General features: G+C 71.6%; 16 protein-coding genes. 8 read left to right on the plus strand and 8 right to left on the minus strand.

Annotation, left to right across the window (positions count from 1 at the left end):
• Positions 1-251: 251 nt before the first annotated feature.
• The 4 genes from BM424_RS23360 (at position 252) to BM424_RS23375 (ending at position 4,170) form a co-directional block, all read left to right on the plus strand.
• A complete protein-coding gene (locus tag BM424_RS23360) occupies positions 252-2,714 on the plus strand; it encodes a sensor histidine kinase (protein WP_139274141.1) in 2,463 nt (820 codons plus the stop codon).
• A 37-nt stretch (positions 2,715-2,751) separates the two neighbouring features.
• Positions 2,752-3,168 (plus strand): roadblock/LC7 domain-containing protein, encoded by a 417-nt coding sequence (locus BM424_RS23365; RefSeq protein WP_093421907.1) that lies wholly within the window; start codon positions 2,752-2,754, stop codon positions 3,166-3,168.
• Between the two features lie 2 nt (positions 3,169-3,170).
• Positions 3,171-3,533 (plus strand): DUF742 domain-containing protein, encoded by a 363-nt coding sequence (locus tag BM424_RS23370; RefSeq protein WP_245776069.1) that lies wholly within the window; start codon positions 3,171-3,173, stop codon positions 3,531-3,533.
• Between the two features lie 94 nt (positions 3,534-3,627).
• Entirely contained in the window at positions 3,628-4,170 is a 543-nt protein-coding gene (locus BM424_RS23375) for a GTP-binding protein (protein ID WP_425442056.1), read from the plus strand.
• Positions 4,171-4,213: 43 nt separating this feature from the next.
• On the opposite strand, the gene BM424_RS23380 is transcribed toward BM424_RS23375, so the two are convergent.
• Complete coding sequence (locus BM424_RS23380; RefSeq protein ID WP_093421913.1) at positions 4,214-5,587, minus strand: tryptophanase; 1,374 nt, start codon at positions 5,585-5,587, stop codon at positions 4,214-4,216.
• Between the two features lie 17 nt (positions 5,588-5,604).
• The gene (locus BM424_RS23385; RefSeq protein WP_245776070.1) at positions 5,605-6,603 is read right to left on the minus strand and encodes a tryptophan dimethylallyltransferase family protein; all 999 of its coding nucleotides are present in this window, start codon (positions 6,601-6,603) and stop codon (positions 5,605-5,607) included.
• 684 nt (positions 6,604-7,287) lie between these two features.
• Here BM424_RS23385 and BM424_RS28550 point away from each other — a divergent pair.
• Positions 7,288-8,004: a hypothetical protein gene (locus BM424_RS28550; protein WP_139274142.1), complete on the plus strand. Its 717-nt coding sequence runs from the start codon at positions 7,288-7,290 to the stop codon at positions 8,002-8,004.
• A gap of 48 nt (positions 8,005-8,052) precedes the next feature.
• On the opposite strand, the gene BM424_RS23390 is transcribed toward BM424_RS28550, so the two are convergent.
• The 4 genes from BM424_RS23390 to BM424_RS23405 form a co-directional block, all read right to left on the minus strand.
• Positions 8,053-9,198, minus strand: coding sequence for an LLM class flavin-dependent oxidoreductase (locus BM424_RS23390; RefSeq protein WP_093421919.1), 1,146 nt, complete (start codon positions 9,196-9,198; stop codon positions 8,053-8,055).
• Positions 9,199-9,210: 12 nt separating this feature from the next.
• Complete coding sequence (locus BM424_RS23395) at positions 9,211-10,224, minus strand: ABC transporter substrate-binding protein (protein WP_245776071.1); 1,014 nt, start codon at positions 10,222-10,224, stop codon at positions 9,211-9,213.
• 389 nt (positions 10,225-10,613) lie between these two features.
• A complete protein-coding gene (locus BM424_RS23400) occupies positions 10,614-11,930 on the minus strand; it encodes an MFS transporter (RefSeq protein WP_093421922.1) in 1,317 nt (438 codons plus the stop codon).
• Between the two features lie 125 nt (positions 11,931-12,055).
• Complete coding sequence (locus tag BM424_RS23405; RefSeq protein WP_093421925.1) at positions 12,056-12,706, minus strand: TetR/AcrR family transcriptional regulator; 651 nt, start codon at positions 12,704-12,706, stop codon at positions 12,056-12,058.
• Positions 12,707-12,823: 117 nt separating this feature from the next.
• Here BM424_RS23405 and BM424_RS23410 point away from each other — a divergent pair, with 117 nt between their 5' ends.
• Genes BM424_RS23410 through BM424_RS23420 form a run of 3 tightly spaced genes read left to right on the plus strand, consistent with a single transcriptional unit; the run spans position 12,824 to position 17,739 of the window.
• Positions 12,824-13,666 carry a shikimate dehydrogenase gene (locus BM424_RS23410; RefSeq protein WP_093421927.1) on the plus strand — a complete coding sequence of 281 codons (843 nt, stop codon included), beginning with the start codon at positions 12,824-12,826 and terminating at the stop codon, positions 13,664-13,666.
• The gene (locus BM424_RS23415; protein WP_093421930.1) at positions 13,659-15,476 is read left to right on the plus strand and encodes a bifunctional sugar phosphate isomerase/epimerase/4-hydroxyphenylpyruvate dioxygenase family protein; all 1,818 of its coding nucleotides are present in this window, start codon (positions 13,659-13,661) and stop codon (positions 15,474-15,476) included. Before BM424_RS23410 ends, BM424_RS23415 begins: the two co-directional genes overlap by 8 nt.
• Positions 15,477-15,525: 49 nt before the next feature.
• Complete coding sequence (locus BM424_RS23420) at positions 15,526-17,739, plus strand: glycoside hydrolase family 3 C-terminal domain-containing protein (RefSeq protein WP_217649806.1); 2,214 nt, start codon at positions 15,526-15,528, stop codon at positions 17,737-17,739.
• A gap of 32 nt (positions 17,740-17,771) precedes the next feature.
• Here BM424_RS23420 and BM424_RS23425 read toward each other — a convergent pair whose 3' ends face one another.
• Positions 17,772-18,653 (minus strand): NAD(P)-dependent oxidoreductase, encoded by an 882-nt coding sequence (locus tag BM424_RS23425; RefSeq protein WP_425442058.1) that lies wholly within the window; start codon positions 18,651-18,653, stop codon positions 17,772-17,774.
• A 154-nt stretch (positions 18,654-18,807) separates the two neighbouring features.
• Entirely contained in the window at positions 18,808-19,074 is a 267-nt protein-coding gene (locus tag BM424_RS23430) for a DUF3040 domain-containing protein (RefSeq protein WP_093421935.1), read from the minus strand.
• Positions 19,075-19,093: the final 19 nt, after the last annotated feature.

The following is a 19,093-nucleotide window of genomic DNA, read 5'->3' on the forward strand; positions in this document are numbered from 1 at the left end:
GGCGACCCGGCCCGTTTCGCGAACCCGGTCCTGCCCTCGCTCTTTCACACGTTCCACCGGGTCGTGACGGTTCAGTGGGAAAAATCCCGGAGGAACTGCGGACCGCTCGGCTGTGGTGGGGAATACCCGCCAGCATCCACTATTGAGTGAAGATCATCCGATAGGGTCTCGAACGTATCGAGGGCACCCACAGTCGGGTCGCCGGGTGTGCCCCGGCTCGGGCGAAGACCACCGATGGAAAGAACGTGGAAGTGACGACCCAAGACGACTCCTTCTCCCCGCCGGGCCCCGCGAGCTCCCCGCCAGGCCGCGAGAGTCGGCGCAGCGGCGGTGGTTCCTCGATCCGGTCGCGACTGACCTGGGCGGTCTTCGTCCCGTGGATCGTCGTGGCCGTGCTGTGGTCGGTGGGATGCTCGCTGTTCGCCTTCGACGCGTTCTTCGCCCGCCAGATCGCCTCCGGCGTGCAGCAGATGTCGCTGCCCGCCGTCAACGCCCTCGACCAGGTGCAGCGCGAACGCCTCCGCAGCCTGGAGGTCATCAGCCAGCCCGGCGCGGCCACCGACGACCTGCGCGGCCAGCAGCGCGCCACCGACAGCGCGCTCAAGGAGCTCAACGAGAAGGCCGTCCCGGTCCTGGAATCGGCCCCGGCCGACGTGATCGAGCCGATGAACGAGCTCAACGGCTACTTCAAGCGGCTGCCCGACCTGCGCCAGCGCATCGCCGCCCGGCAGGCCACGGTCGACGAGCTCAACGCCTTCTACAACGACATGTTCGACACCGCGACCAGGCTCTTCGACGTCCAGTCGCGGATCACCCCGGACTCCGAGGCGCGGCAGGGCTCGCTGGCCGCGGTCGAGCTGTTCCGCGCCTCCGACATGCTCTCCCGCGAGTCGTCGATGGTGGGCACCGTGCTGGCCAGCGGCCAGCTCACCCCCGCCCAGCACCGCGAGCTCACCGGCTACATCGTCGGTCACCACACAGCCGTCGAGGCGAACCTGACCACGATGCTGCCCGACGTGCGCCGGCGCTACGAGGCGATGATCGCCAACCCGGACTGGAAGCAGCTCACCGCCGCCGAGGACGAGCTCGTCGCGCACGGCGCCTTCGGCCCCGGCGAGCGCCCGCAGCTGCGGGTGGAGGACTGGCGCCGGATCACCAACGACGTCGGCGCCGAGATGTCGCACCTGGTCCGCACCCAGAGCGAGGAGGTCGCCAACGGCGCGGTCAGCCGCGCGAGCGGCACGCTCCTGACGGTGCTCATCGGCAGCCTGGTCGCGCTGGTGGTCTCGGTCGGCTCCTTCTTCTTCGCCCGCCGCGTCTACCGCACGGTCGTCGACGACGCCCTGCTCACCCGGCTGCAGGGGCTGCGCACCGAGTCGCTGGCGATGGCCGAGCGGCTGCCCGACGTGGTCCGCAGGCTCCGCGAGGGCGAGGCGGTCGACGTCGACGCGGAGATGGTCGGCCTGGGCCAGTACGGCACCGACGAGGTCGGCGAGGTCGCCCACGCCATCCAGCTGTTCCAGCAGGAGGCCGTGCAGGCCGCCGTCGGCGAGACCCGCGCCCGCCAGGGAGCCCGCGTGGTCTTCGTCGGCATGGCGCACCGCATCCAGCGGCTGCTGCGCGGCATGCACACCACGATCGACCAGCTGGAGCGCAACGAGGAGAGCTCCCAGCAGCTGTCGAGGCTGTTCGACCTGGACAACGCCACCACCCGGGCCCGCCGCACGGTGGAGAACCTGCTGGTCCTCGGCGACCAGCAGCCGGGCCGCCGGTGGAGCCGCCCGGTCGCGCTGATGGACGTGCTGCGCTCGGCGATCTCCGAGATCGACCAGTACTCGCGGGTGGTCATCGGCCACGTGCCGGACGTGATGATCCACGGCGCCGCCGTGGGCGACTCGATCCACCTGCTCTCCGAGCTCATCGACAACGCCACCGCGTTCTCCCCGCCGAACACCCAGGTGCACGTCGGGGCGACCGAGGTCGCCCGCGGCATCGCCATCGACATCGCCGACCAGGGACTGGGCATGGACCCGGAGCTGCGCGGCCGCGCGAACGAGATGATGCACGAGCCGCCGGAGTTCGACCGGCTCGTGCTGGAGAACAACAAGGCCGAGCAGCTGGGCCTGTTCACCGCGGCCCGGCTGGCCGCCCGCCGCGAGGTCTCGGTGGAGTTCGGCGTCTCCGGCTACGGCGGCACCCGCGCCACGGTGCTGCTGCCCAACCGGATCCTGGAGACCGGGCCCGGCAGCGGCGAGGACGACACCGTGCAGGTGCCGGTCAGCGCCGTGCAGCGGCGCCAGGAGATCGCCGGGAACCTCGAGGAGCGCGAGCGGCAGCGGCGCGCGATCAACGACGAGCGGGCCGAACCGGCGCTGGTGCCGCGGCCGCGGGAACTCGGCTGGGACGGGACGATGAGCGAGCAGGCGACCTCACCCGGCTACGAGTGGCCGGACACCGAAGCACCCGCGCCGGACGCCGCACCCGGCGCGAAAACCGAAGGCGGGAACGGGAAGCGCCCGGCCCTGCCCAAGCGGGTGCCGCAGACGCACCTGGCCGACGGGCTCAAGGACGACCCCGACGCCGAGGAGGACCAGGTGATCGCCTCGCCGAGCAAGCTGGCGGGATTCCGCCGCGCGTTCCGGGGCGGCTTCGGCGAAACCGGCGGCGAGGGAACCAGATCCTCCGGGGACGAGCCCGGCGGAAGCGGCTCGTGAGCAGACCCGACGACAAGCAAGTGCAGGTGAGGTGGGCATGACCGAGACGGCTTCGAAACTGAGTTGGCTGCTGGACGATTTCGTGCAGGGCGTGCACGGCGCCGACCACGCGGTGGTGCTGTCCAACGACGGCCTGGTCATCGCCAAGTCCGCGGGACTGGACCGGGACGCCGGTGACAAGCTCGCCGCGGCGGCGTCCAGCATGCGCAGCATCGGCAAGGGCGTGAGCAAGGACTTCGGCCGCGGCCAGGTCGCGCAGACGCACGTCGAGATGGAGCACGGGTTCCTGTTCGTCTCGGCGGCCGGCAGCGGCGCGTGCCTGGCCGTGCTGTCGGCGGCGGACACCGACATCGAGCTGGTGGCCTACGAGATGGGACGCCTGATCACCCGGGTCGGGTCGTTCCTGTCGGCGGCACCGCGAGAGCTGCACGGGTTGGCGGCGGAGAGGACCTGACAGTGGACGAGGCGTGGTACGACGATGAAGCCGGACCGATGGTCCGGCCCTACACGATCACGCGCGGCCGGACACCCGGACAGCACAAGCAGCGGCTCGACACCGCGACCCAGGTCGTCACCGTCGAGCCGCGGCCGGAAACACCGAGGCTGGAGCTCACGCCCGAGCACCGCGCGATCCTGGAGGCGTGCCACCGCCCCGTCTCGCTCGCGGAGCTCGCCGTCGCGCTGGAGCAGCCGATGGGCGTGGTTCGCGTCCTGTGCGGTGACCTGCTCGATCACGGTGCGGTCTTCGTGCGCACGCCTCGGAGCGAAGTCAGCAGAGAGATCTTGGAGCAGGTGTACCGTGGGCTTTGCAGACTCTAGGGTGGCCGAGGCGCGGACCGGGGCCGATCAGGCCGCCCCGGCGCAGTCCGGCCGGAGCGGCGGGGACGAGGGTGCCAACCCCGCCCCGATACCCGTGAAACTGGTGGTGGCGGGCGGTTTCGGCGTCGGGAAGACGACGATGGTCGGCGCGGTGAGCGAGATCCCGCCGCTGACCACCGAAGAGGAGATGACGATCGCCAGCGAGGGGATCGACGATCTCAGCGGTGTCGAGCGCAAGGAGACCACCACCGTCGCGCTGGACTTCGGGCGCATCACCATCTCCGACGAGGTGGTGCTGTACCTGTTCGGCGCCCCGGGCCAGAACCGGTTCTGGCCCTTGTGGAACGACCTGGCGCTGGGCGCGGTCGGCGCCGTGGTGCTGGTGGACACCCGCAAGCTGCAGGAGGCCTTCGCCTCCGTGGACTTCTTCGAGCGCCGCGGCATCCCGTTCGTGGTGGCGGTCAACATCTTCGACGACGGCTACCGGTACGAACCCGAGGAGGTGCGCGACGCGCTGGTGATCCCGCCCGAGGTGCCGATCGTCATCTGCGACGCCCGGGACCGCGCGCTGTGCAAGAACGCGCTGGTCACCCTCGTCCGGCACGCCATCGACCGCACCCCGTCGGAACCGGCGTGAGCGTTGCCCGGGTGCCCGGAAGGGGGCACCCGGGCAACGGGTTTCAGCTCAGCGGCGCCGTGCGGCAGCGGAAGTGCCGCAGGATCGGCGGGTTCTCGGTGATCCGGTAGCCGGGCACCGACTCGGGGTTCTTGGCGATCTCGGCCAGGATCTCGCCCACGTACTCCAGGTGGCTGTGGTCGTAGACCCGCCGCGGCAGCGCCAGCCGCACCAGCTCGAACGGCGCGGGCGAGGTCAGCTCGGCGTTGTCGTCCAGCGTCCCGAGGTACAGCGATCCCAGCTCGGCGCAGCGGATGCCGCCCTCCCGGTACAGCGCGCAGGCCAGCGCGTGCCCCGGGAACCGCGCCGGGGGCAGGTGCGGCAGCAGCCGGCCGGCGTTGAGGTACACCCCGTGCAGGCCGGCCGGGCGGACCGTGTCCACACCCGCCTGGTGCGCGCGGTCGGCCAGGTAGGCCGCTTCGTGCTCGCGGTCGGCGAGGTAGGCGGGCGTGACGACCTCCCGCAGCCCCTGGGCCAGCTGCTCCAGCGTGGAACCGGTGAGACCGCCGTAGGTGCGGAAGCCCTCGGTGGCGATGATGTCGACCTCGCAGCGGTCGGCGAGCTCGGCGTCGTTGAGACCGATGAACGCGCCTTCCGGCGACAGCCCGTCCTTCTTCAGGCTGGCCACCGCGCCGTCGGCGAGCTCGAAGGCCTCCCGCGCCACCTCCAGCGGGGTCTTGTCCTGGTAGCCGGGTTCGCGGCGGATGACCAGCCAGGCGTTCTCGGCGAACCGCGCGGCGTCGAGGATCAGCGGCACGCCGCGCTCGCGCGCCAGCGCGCTGACCTCCTTGAGGTTGGCCATCGACACCGGCTGCCCGCCACCGCCGTTGTTGGTGATGGTCATCAGGATCTGCCCGACCCGCTCGCCGTCGGGCCCGTCGAGGACCTGGCGGAGCGCGGAGACGTCGATGTCACCCTTGAACGGGTGCTCGCCGTCGAGGTCGAACAGCTCCGGGCTGGGCAGGTCCCGCGCCTCCGCGCCGAGCCGCTCGACGTTGGCCCGGGTGGTGTCGAAGTGCGTGTTGCTCAGGCTGATCCGGCCCTCGCCGAGCAGCGCGGAGAACAGCACGCGCTCGGCGGCCCGGCCCTGGTGCACCGGCAGCAGGTGCTCGTAGGGCACGACCTCCCGCAGCGCCTCGCGGTAGCGGAAGAACGACTCGGCGCCCGCGTAGCGCTCGTCGCCCCGCTGCGCCCAGGCCTGCTGGTCGACCGAGACCGCGCCGGTCCCGGAGTCCGACAGCAGGTCGATGCTCACCTTGTCGGCGGGCAGGTTGAACGGGTTGTGCCCGGCGCGATCCAGCTCCTCGACGCGCTCCTCCCGCGTGGTGATCGGGATCGGGCGCACGACGGCGGAGACGTAGGGACGCAAGTGCGGCATGCGGGTTGCTCCTCGGGTCAGTTCTTCGTGCCGCCGTAGGCCTCTGACGAGGCGTAGACGGTCGTTCCGGTCTGGTCGGGGCTGAGACGGAGGGAGACGTGGGCGAGCAATCCGGCCTGGGAAGCCAGATCCCGGTCGGTGAGCGCGCCGATCACCTCGTCGAGCATCGCCGGGTCGACGCGGCGCTCGCGCAGGTGCCTGCGGACCCGCTCGCGGGCCACCGAGTCGTCCGGGACGTAGTCGCGCAGCGGCAGGTACAGGCTGTAGTTGCTGGGCTTCTCGCGGTCGCCCTGGACGAACGAGTAGCTCGACACCAGCGGCCTGCCGGTGAAGCGCTCGGTCCCGGGCGCCAGCAGCCGGCAGAAGTCGCCGACCTGGCCCTGGTCGATGCCGGGCGCGGCGGAGGCGGCGTGCTGCACCTCGGCGACGCCCGCGTCGTGCTGCGAGACGTAGACCTTGACCCGCGACTGCGGGCTGCGGTCCAGGTCGAGCGCGAAGAACGTCAGCCGGTCGGCGGGCCTGCGCAGCGCGTAGTCGGAGACGGTGAGGTGGGCGCCGTCGAGGCCCAGGCGCGCGAAGGCCTCCTCGACCAGCTCCTCGGCCCGGTCCCGCCCGCGCACGTCGGGGTTGAAGTAGACCTTGAACTTCGGCCTGCCCGCGGCGTCGAAGATGAAGGAGAACCACCAGGAGAACCTGCCCTGCGGCTCGTCCGGGCTGAACAGGTCCTCGACGGCGCGCAGCCGGTCCAGCGGCAGGTCGTAGCGCTCGGCGAGGGCGGCGACGAGGTCCTTCGCGGCCCGCAGGTTCGCGGTGGGCGAGGGGTCGGCGGGCAGCGTTTCGGCGAGGATCCGCAGGTGGCGGTCGCCGCCGTCGTTGACCTGGACGGAGAACTCCACGGGGGTGGCGTCGTCGGCGATGTCCGATGGCCACGCGGGAGGGCCGGCCAGCGGCCGGTCGCGGGCCGCTCCCAGCACGTCGCCGAGTAATCGGGAGGGGTCGTCCGGGTCTATTCCCACTGCTCCGCAGAGGTTTTCCAACTGCCTTTTCGTCAGATCGCCGAGCGTCTCGCCGGCCGTGCTCATCGCAGCCCCGATCAATGTGACTTCGGACTCCGGCTTTTGGCCACCGGAAAGTTACGGGCGGTCACGATAGTATCCATGATCTTGCCGCTGCAGGGCCACCGGAGTGATCTTGGTCCGGGGTGGACGCGGGACGAAACTCCGTGTTACATCGGACAACTGGGAGAAACGTCCGCGATGACGGCTCCGCCCGCCTGTGATCAACTGGCTGTTCACAGAGTGGCTTCCATTTGGTAATGGATCCACAGTGGACAGTGCAATTCACGGGTGCCTAACCCACCCGGTTCGCCGCCTCGGACAAAAGCGCGAGCGCAATGCCTGGTCAGCAGCCGATGTTCTCGGAACTCCCGTGCGCGGACACCGGTGTGAACAAAGGGAAACAGGTCCGTGAGTATGATCCTGACTCGGTCCGCGCGGCGGGTGACGGCGAGACGGGGACGAGCGCCCCGCGCCGCGTCCGGCCGGGGTGGGGTTCTGGGGTGTCCGGGTCCGCTTGGCCGCTCGATGATGGCGTAGAAAAGGCGTGATCGGACCCGCATCGGCGGGTGACGGTCGCGGGTCCGGAAGTGACTCTCCGGTACACTTCCGCGGCCGGGCGCAGAGTGGAGTTGGAGAGTCTCGATGGCACGTGACGCGGACCACGACGATTCCGGTGGGATCTCCGCGATCCTGAACCGGATCGACCCGTTCGCGTGGGTACCGATCATCGCGATGTTGGTGCTCGCGCTGGTGACGGCGCTGGTCCTGGAAGTGCCGCTGCTGGGCCTGCTGCTGCTGATCGCCGCTCTGGTGATCTTCGGCTTCGACCTGTGGATCAACAGCCGCAAGAACGCGGGCAAGGCCCCGATGCGGATGCCGCGCCGCAGGCGTCGTGACGACGACGACTTCGACCTGGACTTCAGCGACGACCTCCGGGCCTCCCGAGCGGAGAGCTCCCGGCCCGAGCGCGGCGCCCAGCCGCCCGCCGCCCGCCCCGGCGCCCGGCCCGGTGCGGGCCAGCAGGGTCGTCCCGGCGGCCCGCAGCAGGGTCGTCCGGCCGGTCAGGGTCGCCCCGGTGCCCCGCAGCAGCCGCCCGGCGCGGGCAGGCAGGGCGCTCCCGGTCAGGGACGTCCGCAGGGCCCGCCGCCGAACCAGGGCGGCCGTCCGGCCCCGCCCGGGCAGGGCCGTCCCGGCGCTCAGCCGAACCAAGGCCGTCCGCAGGGCAACCCCCCGGCCGCCCCGCCGCCCGGCGCGGGTCGCCCCGGCGCGCAGCCCCCGGGCCCGGGCCGTCCCGGCGCCCCCGGTGGCCCCGGCGGACGCCCGCCGCAGCGCCCGGCACCCGGCGGCAACCGGTACTGACAGAACTCGGCCCCAGCCAGCTGGCTGGGGCCGAGTTGTTTCCGCAGGTCAGTGCGGAGCCGGGGTCAGATCGCGCGCGACCGCGGGTCCGGTCGCCGCGCGCAGGCCGCGGCGAGCGAGCTCCGGGTGGACGCCCTCGCCGAACCAGTAGGCCTCCTCCAGGTGCGGGTAGCCGGACAGCACGAACTCGTCGATGCCCACCGCGTGGTACTCCTCGATGAGGTCGGCCACCTCGGCGTGGCTGCCCACCAGCGCCGTCCCGGCCCCGCCGCGCAGCAGCCCGACACCGGCCCACAGGCCCGGGTGCACCTCCAGGTCGCGGGCGCTGCTGGGCAGCACGCCGCCGTGCAGCTCGGCGATCTTGCGCTGGCCGGTCGCCTCGGTCTTGGCGATCTTGGCCTGCGAGGCCGCGACGTCGGCCGGGTCCATCTGCTCCAGGAACCGCTGCGCGGTGCCCCACGCGTCGGCGCTGGTGTCGCGGGTGATCACGTGCGCGCGCAGCCCGAACCGCAGCTCGCGGCCCTCCTCGGCGGCCAGCTCGCGCAACCGCTGCACCTTGCGGCCCACCGCCGCCGGCGGCTCGCCCCAGGTCAGGTGCACGTCGGCGCGCCGCGCCGCCACCGGCAGCGCCGCCTCCGAGGAACCCCCGAAGTACAGCGGCGGCGCGGGCTCCGGCGCCTCGAACGAGGTCGCGCCGCGCACGCTGTAGTGCTCGCCGTCGAAGTCGAAGGGCTCCCCGGCGAAGATGCCGCGCAGCACCGCCAGGAACTCGTCGGTGCGCGCGTAGCGCTCGTCGTGGTCGAGCCAGTCGCCGTAGCGCTGCTGCTCGGTGGACTCGCCGCCGGTGACGATGTTGAGCAGCAGCCGCCCCTCGGAGACCTTCTGGTAGGTCGCGGCCAGCTGCGCCGCCAGCGTCGGCGACAGCGAACCCGGGCGGAAGGCGACCAGGAACTTGATCCGCTTGGTGCGCGCCAGCAGAGCGGCGGTGGTGATCCAGGCGTCCTGGCACCAGCTGCCGGTGGGGGTGAGCATCCCGGTGAACCCGAGGTGCTCGACGGCCTGCGCGACCTGCGCGAGGTAGTCGATGTCGGGCCGGCGGGGCGTGTCGGCCCCGGTCGGCGTGGTGTGCGGGCGGTCCACGACGGACCGGCCGTCGCCGTGGGTCGGCAGGAACCAGTGGGTGGTGATGGGCATCGGTGTTCCCTCTTAGGCGGTGGCGAGCTGGCTGGCGAAGCGGGTGTCGACGAAGTCGGCGACCGCGAATCTGCGGGGGATCTCCTTGGCGGCGACGAAGGCGTCGGCGAGTTCCTGCTCGGACCGGATGACGGTTTCGTCCAGCGGGACCGGCAGGTCGGGGCCGAGTTCGGTGGCCTTGCGGGTGACCTCGATCGGCAGGCCGGTGTCCTGCGACCAGGCCTGGGCGCGGGCCTCCCGGTTGGCGTCGGAGAAGCGGTTGGCCCGGGCCAGCCGGGTCAGGTAGTCGGCGATCGCCGAGTTGCGCCGGGCGTCGGCCAGCGCGGCGGTGCTCGCGACCTGGAAGGTGTAGCCGTTGGCGCCGCCGGAGCGCCCGTCGGCGATGACCCGGGCGCCGGATTCGAGCTGGATCTGCGCGAAGTAGGGGTCCCAGATCGCCCAGGCGTCCACCGCGCCCTGCTTGAAGGCGCCCAGCGCGTCGGCGGGCTGCAGGAAGACGAGCTGGACGTCGTCGGGGGTGAGCCGGAGGGCGCTGAGGGTCTGCAGGATCTGCCCGTGCGCGGAGCTCCCCTTCGCCACGGCGATCTTCTTGCCGCGCAGCTGTTCCGGGGTCTGCAGCGGGGAGTTCGGCAGCACCACCACGGCGTCGCTGGCGACGTTGCCCTGCGCCACGGCGACGATCTTGAAGTCGGCCTTGGCGGCGGCGGCGAACAGCGGGGGAGTGTTGCCGGTCCCGCCGATGTCGATGGCGTCGGCCGACAACGCCTCCATGAGCGGCGGTCCGGAGGTGAAGGTCGCCCACTCGACCTGGTACGGGAAGTCGTCGAGTCCGGCGGAGCGGATCAGCGACCGCGAGGCGCCCTTCTGGTCGCCGACTCGCAGCTTCACCCCGCGCAGCTGCTCGGGCGGGATCAGCGGCGGGGGAGGGGCGGCCGCGGCGTCACCGCCGCTGCCACCGGAGCACGCGGCGAGCACTCCGGTGGCCGAGGTGGCCGCGAGCAACGACAGGAAATCACGACGGCGCAAGATCTTTCACTCCATCTGCGAGGCACGACGACTCCGCCCGGGAGACGACGTCACCGGGCGCGCGGGAAGCGACGGTTTTTCCTCGAATTGACCGGACAAAAGGGATCTTGATCATGGACAGTTCGAGGAAAAACTGCCCACTGCCCCGAAAAAGCCCTACGCGATCGGACAGATGGAGCTGGCCTGCCGCCGGAGATCGACGTGCAGGCGCCAGGAGAAGGCGTTCCGGATGAACACGCTTCGGATGCTCGCAGCGCCCCACCGGGAGGTCAACGCTCGAGACGGATATCCCACATCACGGAACGCAGTGCCACCCTGTGCGGGAGTCCTGGACGCAGAACGGCCCCGATCCCGGTGGGATCGGGGCCGTGCGGGTCCGTCGGCCGAGGTCAGACCGTTGTCGGAGTCCTGCGCAGGCCCAGTTCGGCGGTGGGCACTTCGTGCGTTTCGCGGGCCGAGGCGACCGCGATGATGTTGAGCGCGCACAGCCCGGCGGTGAACAGCGCCACGGAGATCCACCCGTCGCGCCCGCCGCCGATGGCCTCGGCGATGCTGGGGGAGAACCCGGCCAGCGCGAACCCGATCTGGGTGCCCACGGCCATGCCCGACAGCCGCACCTTCGCCGGGAACATCTCGCCGTAGAACGCGGGCCAGATCCCGTTGGTGGCGCTGTAGACCACGCCGAACAGGGCGATCCCGGCGGTGAAGATGAGCACCCAGCTCCCGGTCGACAGCGACCACAGGTAGGCGAACATCAGCACCGCGCACCCGGCCGAACCGCCGATGAACACCGGCTTGCGCCCGATCCGGTCCGACAGCCTCGCCCACAGCGGGATCGCCGCCAGCGCCACGACGTTGGCCAGCACGCCCACCCACAGGATCGGCGTCTTGGCCAGACCCACGGTGTTCACCGCGTAGCTCAGCGCGTAGACGGTGAAGATCGTGCTCACCGCCGCGATCACCGACGCGACGATCACCCGCAGCACCCCGGCCCAGTGGTCGCGGAACAGCGGCAGCAGCGGCGTCTTCTCGCGCTTCGTCTCGGCGACCTCCTCGACGAACACGGGCGTCTCGTCGAGCTTGCTGCGGATCACCAGGCCGGCGATGACCACGATCCCGCTGAGCCAGAACGGAACTCGCCAGCCCCAGGCGACCAGCTGGTCCTCCGGCAGCGCGGCGATCGGCAGGAACACCGCGGTCGCCAGGATCTGCCCGGCCTGGGTGCCGCTGAGGGTGAAGCTGGTGAAGTACGCGCGCCGGTGCGCGGGCGCGTGCTCCAGCGACATCGAGTTCGCCCCGGCCTGCTCGCCGGCGGCCGAGAAGCCCTGCAGCAGCCGGAGCGCGACCAGCAGCGCGGGCGCGGCCAGGCCGATCCGCTCGTAGGTGGGCAGGCATCCGACCAGGACCGTGGAGATGCCCATCAGCAGCACGGTGAACACCAGCACGCGCTTGCGGCCGAAGGCGTCGCCGATGTGGCCGAGCACGAACGCCCCGATCGGCCGGGCCAGGTAGCCGACGCCGAAGGAGGCCAGCGCCAGCAGCGTCCCGGTCGCCGGGTCGGAGGTGGGGAAGAAGATCTTGTTGAACACCAGCGCCGCGGCGGTGCCGTAGATGAAGAAGTCGTAGTACTCGAGCGCGCTTCCGATCCACGCGGCGATCGCGGCCTTGCGCGGTTTGCCCCGGGTGGCTCTCGGGCCGTCGGTCACTGTCAGCTCCAGGAAGTCCGTGCACCGTTGCGCGGTGGCTTATGAACCATCTAGTTAGTTCTCAAGACTGTGAAGCGCGCGAGAACGCGTGTCAAGGGTGTGTTTCCGGCCCGTGACAGCCGGGTTCAGCGCCGCGACAGGAAGTCGATCACCATGTCGCCGAGCATCCGGCGGTAGTGGTCGCGGCGCTTCGGGTCGAGCAGGTCGCGCTGGAAGATCGCCTGGAACGTGTAGCGGTTGGCGGTCCGGAACACGCAGAACGAGCTGATCATCATGTGCACGTCGAGCGCGTCGACGTCGTCGCGGAACGCGCCGGACTCCCGTCCCCGCCGCAGCACGCCGTCGATCACCTCCACCGCCGGGCCGGCCAGCCCGGGCAGCAGCTCGGACTTGGTCAGGTGCTCGGCGCGGTGGATGTTCTCGATGCTGACCAGCCGCAGGAAGTCCGGGTGCGACTCGTGGTGGTCGAAGGTGAGCTCGGCGAGCTCGCGGATCGCCTCGGCGGGCTCCAGCGCGTCGAGGTCGACCTGGCCCTCCAGGCTGCGGATGACCGAGTAGGCGTTCTCCAGCGCGGCCAGGTAGAGCTGCTCCTTGCCGGAGAAGTAGTAGTAGATCATCCGCTTGGTGGTGCTGGTGCGCGCCGCGATCTCGTCGACGCGGGCTCCGGCGTAGCCCTTGTCGGCGAACTCCTCGGTGGCCACCCGCAGGATCTCCGCGCGGGTCCGATCGGCGTCGCGCTGCTTGATCGCTGCGGTCTCGGACGACGGTGCGGCCACGATGCTCCTCTGCGGTCGGTGCACTTCAGGGCCACTGTAGTGCACCGAGGGTTCCGGAAGGGCGGTTCGCGGTCCTACTATTAACTAGCTAGTTCGTTACTTAATGGGGAGTGCGGAGTGCGAGACGGCTACCTGGTGGGGCTCATCGGATCGGGCATCGGCCCGTCGCTGAGCCCGGCGTTGCACGAGCGGGAGGCCGCCGAGCTCGGCCTGGACTACCGCTACCGGCGGTGGGACCTCGACGAGCTGGGCGCCCCGCCGGCCGCCGTCGGCGAACTGCTCGATCGCGCTCGCGCCGAGGGCTACCGGGGGCTCAACATCACCCACCCCTGCAAGCAGCTCGTGCTGGAGCACCTCGACGAGGTCGATCCCGACGCGGCCGCGCTGGGCGCGGTCAACACCGTCGTCTTCGACGGGGACCGCGCCGTCGGCCACAACACCGACCACTCCGGGTTCGCCCGCAGCCTCCGTCGCGGCCTGCCCGGTGCCGCGCTGGACCGCGTGCTGCTGCTCGGCGCGGGCGGCGCCGGGGCGGCCGTCGCGCACGCGCTGCTGGGGCTGGGCGCGGGGGAGGTCCGCGTCGTCGACCTCGACGCCGACCGCGCCGCCGCGCTGGTCGCGTCCCTGCCGGAGCGCGCGGCCGTCGGCGGCGAGCTCGCCGCGGAGCTGGCTCGCGCGGACGGCCTGGTGCACGCCACCCCGACCGGAATGGCCGCTCACCCCGGACTTCCGGTGCCCGCCGGGCTGCTGCGGCCCGAGCAGTGGGTGGCCGAGGTGGTCTACCGGCCGCTGGCCACCGAACTCGTCGTCACCGCGCGGGAACTCGGCTGCCGGGTGCTCGACGGCGGTGGCATGGCGGTGTTCCAGGCCGTGGACGCGTTCCGGCTGTTCACCGGGGTGGAACCCGATGCCGAGCGGATGCTGCGGCACTTCGCCGACCTGGAGGGAGCGCATGTCTGAGCCACGACGGTCCATCGCCACGGTCTGCCTGTCGGGCACCCTGGAGGACAAGCTCGCGGCCGCGTCGGCGGCCGGTTTCGACGGCGTGGAGATCTTCGAGAACGACCTGATCGCCTCGGCCGCCTCGCCCGCCGAGATCCGCGCCTACTGCCGCGATCTGGGGCTCTCGATCGACCTCTACCAGCCGTTCCGGGACTTCGAAGCCGTTCCCCCAGCGCGGTTCCGGCAGAACCTGCGGCGCGCCGAGCGCAAGTTCGACGTGATGGAGCAGCTGGGCACCGACCTGGTCCTGGTGTGCTCGACGGTGTCCCCGGAGGCCGTCGACGACGACGAGCTCGCCGCCGAGCAGCTGCGGGAGCTGGCCGAACGCGCCCAGCGGCGCGGGATGCGGGTCGCCTACGAGGCACTGGCGTGGGGGAGGTTCGTCAACACCTACGAGCACTCGTGGCGGATCGTGCGCCGCGCCGACCACCCCGCGCTGGGCCTGTGCCTGGACTCCTTCCACGTGCTCTCCCGCGGCGGCGATCCCGCGCTGATCCGCACCATCCCGGGCGAGAAGCTGTTCTACCTGCAGCTGGCCGACGCGCCGCAGCTGGACATGGACGTCCTGCAGTGGAGTCGCCACCACCGGCTGTTCCCCGGCCAGGGCTCGTTCGACCTGACGACCTTCGCCGGCAACGTCCTCGACGCCGGGTACAGCGGTCCGCTGTCGCTGGAGGTGTTCAACGACGTCTTCCGGCAGGCCGACCCGAAACCCGCTGCGGTGGACGCGATGCGCTCGCTGCGGCTGCTGGAGGAGCGGCTCGGCCTCCCGGTCGCCGAACCCGCGCCGGACCTCGACGGCTACGCCTTCGCCGAGGTCGTCGCCGATCCCGGCACCGCCGCCCGGCTGGCCGACGGGCTGGCCGCGCTGGGGTTCGCCGAGACCGGGGAGCACCGCAGCAAACCGGTGCGTCGCTGGGAGCAGGGCGGCGCGCGGGTGCTCATCAACACCTCCGGCGCCGGGCCCGACACCGCCGAGATCGGCGCGCTGGCGGTGGAGAGCGCCGACCCGCTGCGGTCGGCCCGCCGGGCCGAGGCGATGAGCTCGCCGATCCTGCCCCGCGAACGCGGACCGCAGGAGGCGGGCCTGGTCTCGGTCGCCGCGCCCGACGGAACCGGGGTGTTCTTCTGCGACACCGCTGCCGACGACGGCTGGCGCGGCGACTTCCGCGACACCGCGGCGCCCGCGGCCGGGTTGATCACCGGCATCGACCACGTGTCGCTGACCCAGCCCTTCGACCACTTCGACGAGGCGGCGCTGTTCTGCCGCTCGGTGCTCGGCCTGGAACCCGAGGAGGTCACCGAGTACGCGGCGCCGTTCGGCATGGTCCGCAACCGCGGCATGGTCGACGCGACCCGGTCGGTGCGCATCGCGCTCAACGGCGCGCTGGTGCGGCGAGGTGAGTGGGCGCCGGCGGTGCGCGACCCGCAGCACATCGCCTTCACCTGCACCGACGTGCTCGCCGCCGCCGAACGGCTGCGCGCCTCCGGTGCTCCGGTGCTGCCGATCCCGGACAACTACTACGACGACCTCGACGCCCGCTTCGACCTGGACCCGGACCTGCTCGGCGCGCTGCGGCGCGGGTCGGTGCTCTACGACCGGGACGCGGGCGGGGAGTTCCTGCACCTGTTCACCGAGCTGTTCGGGTCGCGGGTGTTCCTCGAGCTCGTGCAGCGGGTCGGTGACTACGCGGGGTACGGCGTCGGCAACGCTCCGGTGCGGATGGCGGCGCATCGGAGGCAGCGGATGACTGCATTCGGACGATGATCCACGGGCTGTCCTGGCGGAAACTGATCAAAGCCGTACGTTGTACAGAGTGATCGGAGCCCTGCGCCAGATGCAGCACGTGAATCGTCGGACCCTGATGACCGCCGCGGGATTGGCCGGGATGGCCGCGATCCTGCCCACCGGAACGGCAGCCGCGGCCCTGCCGGGACGCTGCGGGGAGCACGCGTGGTGCGACCCCGGCCTCTCGCCCGACGAACGAGCCGCGCTGGTGCTGCGCGAGATGACCCTCGACGAGAAGATCTCGCTGCTCGGCGGCGACGACCTGGCCGGCGCCGCCGGGTTCGGGCACACCGGCACCGGACACGGCGTCGAGCGGCTCGGGATCCCGCCGGTGTACTACGGCGACGGACCCGTCGGCTCGCGGCAGGGCAGCGGCACCTCGATGCCCTCCGGTGTGTCGCTGGCGGCGTCGTTCGACCCGGAGCTGGCCAAGACCTACGGCGCCACCGTCGCCAACGAGGTGCGCTGCAAGGGCAACGACGTGGTGTTCGGCCCGACCGTCGACGTGCTGCGGATCCCCACCTCCGGCCGCGTGTTCGAGGGCTTCGGCGAGGACCCGTACCTGTCCTCGCGGATCGGCGTCGGCTGGGCCGCCGGTGCGCACTCCGAGGGCGTCATGGTGTGCGTCAAGCACTTCGCCGCCTACACCCAGGAAGGCCAGCTGGGCGTGGTCGGGTCCCGGATGCTCTACAACGCCGTCGTCGACGAGCGCACGCTGCGCGAGATCTACCTGCCGCCGTTCGAGGCCGCGGTCCGCGAAGCCGGGGTCGGCGCGGTGATGGGCTCCTACAACCGCGTCGGCGGCCAGTACGCCTGCGAGCACCAGTGGTTGCTCAACGACCTGCTCAAGCACGAGTGGGGCTTCACCGGCTACACCATCGCCGACTACGCCGCGATGCATTCCACCGGCAACTCGCTGGCCAACGGCATGGACTTCGAGCCCTGGCCCGCGCTGGTGTACTCGCCCGCCGCGATCCGCACCGCGCTGGCGATGGGGCAGGCCGCGACGTCCGATGTGGACGAACACGCCCGCCGGATCCTGCGAACCATGTTCGCGCACGGCATCTTCGACCGCCCCGAGTACCCGAACGACGACGGTCAGATCGACAAGCCCGCCAACCTCGCCACCGCCGGCCGGGTCGCCGAGCAGGGCATGACGCTGCTGCGCAACGACGGTCTGCTGCCGCTGGACCCGGACGCGCTGCGCGGCAAGACGATCGCCGTCATCGGCGAGGCCGCCGAGAAGTTCGTGCAGGGCGGCGGTTCCTCCTCGACCACCCCGTACAGCTTCGTCACCGCGCTGCAGGGCATCCAGCAGCGCGGCGCCGAGGCCGGCATCACCGTGGTGCACGAACCCGGCAAGACCCCGGACGCCGCGCGCGAGGCCGCCCGCAACGCCGACATCGCCGTGGTCGTCGTCTCCGACATGATGTCGGAGTTCCTGGACAAGCCGAACATGGACCTGGACTCGGGCATCGGTCAGTTCCCGCCGCCCGCGGTGGGCAACCCGTTCGCCGACCAGGACGCGATCATCGAGGCCGCGCTGGAGGGCAACGCCGACACCGTGGTCGTGCTCGAGACCGGCGGCCCGGTCAACACGCCGTGGCGCTACCGCACCCGCGCGCTGCTGGAGGCCTGGTACCCGGGCGCCAACGCCGGCACCGCGCTCGCCCGGGTGCTCTTCGGCGACGTCGACCCGGGCGGCCGGCTGCCGCTGACCTTCCCCAACAGCGAGGACGACGTGCCCACCGCGGGCGACCTCGCCCGCTACCCGGGCAAGGGCCTGGACGTGCACTTCACCGAAGGCGTGCTCGTCGGCTACCGGCACTACGACGCCCACGAGATCGAACCGGCCTTCCCCTTCGGGCACGGCCTGTCCTACACCACCTTCGCCTACTCCGACCTGCGGGTCTCGGCCGAGAAGGTGAGCGTGGTGGTCACCAACACCGGTGCCCGCACTGGTCACGCGGTGCCGCAGCTGTACCTGGGCCTGCCCTCGCCGCGCGAGGACGTGCCGCAGCCGCCGCGCCAGCTCAAGGGCTTCGCCAAGCTCACCCTGGAGCCGGGGCGGGCGGCGTCGGTGGAGTTCACCCTCACCGACCGCAGCCTGGCCTACTGGGACGAGGTGGCCGGCGGCTGGACCGTCGCCGCCGGTGACTACCGGGTCGAGGTCGGCGAGTCCTCCCGCGACATCCGCGCCGACGGCGCCTTCACCGTCGGCGCGGAACGCCCCGCGCGCTGAACCGGAGCAGGAGCGTCCGGATCCGGCGGGGATCAGCGGTGGGAGGCGTAGTACACCGCTGACATGTCCTCGTCGGCGTGGCCCGCGGTCAGGGCTCGGGCGAACCGGGCCCTGACCGCCTCGGCCAGGTCCAGGCGGACCGCGTCGCTGGCCGCCTGCGAGACCAGACCGGCGTCCTTGGCGGCGGCGCTGAGGGCGAAAGCGGGTGGGAACTCACCGCTGATGATCGCCGCGCCCTTCATGTGCGCGTACGGCGAGTCGGTGGCGGTTCCCTTGATGGCGGCCAGGAAGTCCTCGGGGTTCACGCCCAGGTCCTCGGCCAGGGCGATCGACTCGCCCACCGCGTTGATCAGCGTCAGCACCCAGTTGTTGGCCACCAGCTTCAGCCGCGACCCGCCGGCCTTCGCCGGGTCCTCGCCGACCCACTGGGTGCGGGTGCCCACGGCGTCGAACAGCGGTTGCACCCGCTCGCGCACCTCGGGCGCACCGGCGGCCAGCACCACCAGCTCACCCTTCTCGGCGGGCAGCTTCGTGCCCAGCACGGGCGCGTCGACCACGGTGATGCCGCCGACCTCGGCGGCCGTCGCGCACACCTGCTCGGTCGCCGGCAGGCCGATGGTGCCCATCTGCGCCCACACGCCACCGGAGTTCAGCGCGGCCGCGGCCTCGCGACCGGCGGCGATCGTGGAATCGCCGTCGAGCAGCATGGTGATGAGCACGTCGGCGCCCCGCGCCGCCTCGGCGGGGGAGTCCACGACGGTCGCGCCCACCTCGGCCAGGGGTTCGGCCTTGCTGCGGGTGCGGTTCCACACCCGCAGGTCCACGCCGGCGGCGGCGAGGTTGCGCGCCATCGGCGCCCCCATCGTTCCGGTGCCCAGGAAAGCGACAGTCGTCATCACGAACTCCCCATGCAGATACGTCGGGATCTGCCGCCGATTGTCCCCGCGAGCCGGGTGGCGCACCAAACCAACACACCACCGGTGTGTTGGGCGAGAACCGCTTTCGGGCGCGAAGGACCGCCGGGGAGGAACGGGAGGAACCGGCCACAGTGGACGAGGGCCGCGGTTCTCAGAGGAATTCGACGCGCCAGGTGCGCGACAGCAGCAGAACGCCCGCCAGCGCCGCCGACGTCAGCGCCGCCGCGCCCTCGTTGAGGAACAGGCACATGACGGCGAGCACGCCCGCGCAGGCGGCCGCGAACATCCGCACCGAGACGCGGGCCCGCAGATAACCGAGCGTGCTCGTCTGGCTCAGCCTCCGCGCGAGCCGCGGGTCCTCGTCGACGAGCTGCTGCTCGATCTCTTGCAAGCGGCGCCGTTCGTCCCTGGGAAGCATGGCCCACCTCCACCGGGTA

This window comes from Saccharopolyspora flava (genome assembly GCF_900116135.1).
In the GTDB taxonomy this organism is placed as follows: domain Bacteria; phylum Actinomycetota; class Actinomycetes; order Mycobacteriales; family Pseudonocardiaceae; genus Saccharopolyspora; species Saccharopolyspora flava.

Excerpts from the sequence above, each read along its gene's own strand:
- BM424_RS23415 (WP_093421930.1), top strand. The coding sequence starts at position 13,659 with ATGTCTGAGCCACGACGGTCCATCGCCACGGTCTGCCTGTCGGGCACC.
- BM424_RS23390 (WP_093421919.1), bottom strand. The coding sequence starts at position 9,198 with ATGCCCATCACCACCCACTGGTTCCTGCCGACCCACGGCGACGGCCGG.
- BM424_RS23365 (WP_093421907.1), top strand. The coding sequence starts at position 2,752 with ATGACCGAGACGGCTTCGAAACTGAGTTGGCTGCTGGACGATTTCGTG.
- BM424_RS23430 (WP_093421935.1), bottom strand. The coding sequence starts at position 19,074 with ATGCTTCCCAGGGACGAACGGCGCCGCTTGCAAGAGATCGAGCAGCAG.
- BM424_RS23380 (WP_093421913.1), bottom strand. The coding sequence starts at position 5,587 with ATGCCGCACTTGCGTCCCTACGTCTCCGCCGTCGTGCGCCCGATCCCG.
- BM424_RS28550 (WP_139274142.1), top strand. The coding sequence starts at position 7,288 with ATGGCACGTGACGCGGACCACGACGATTCCGGTGGGATCTCCGCGATC.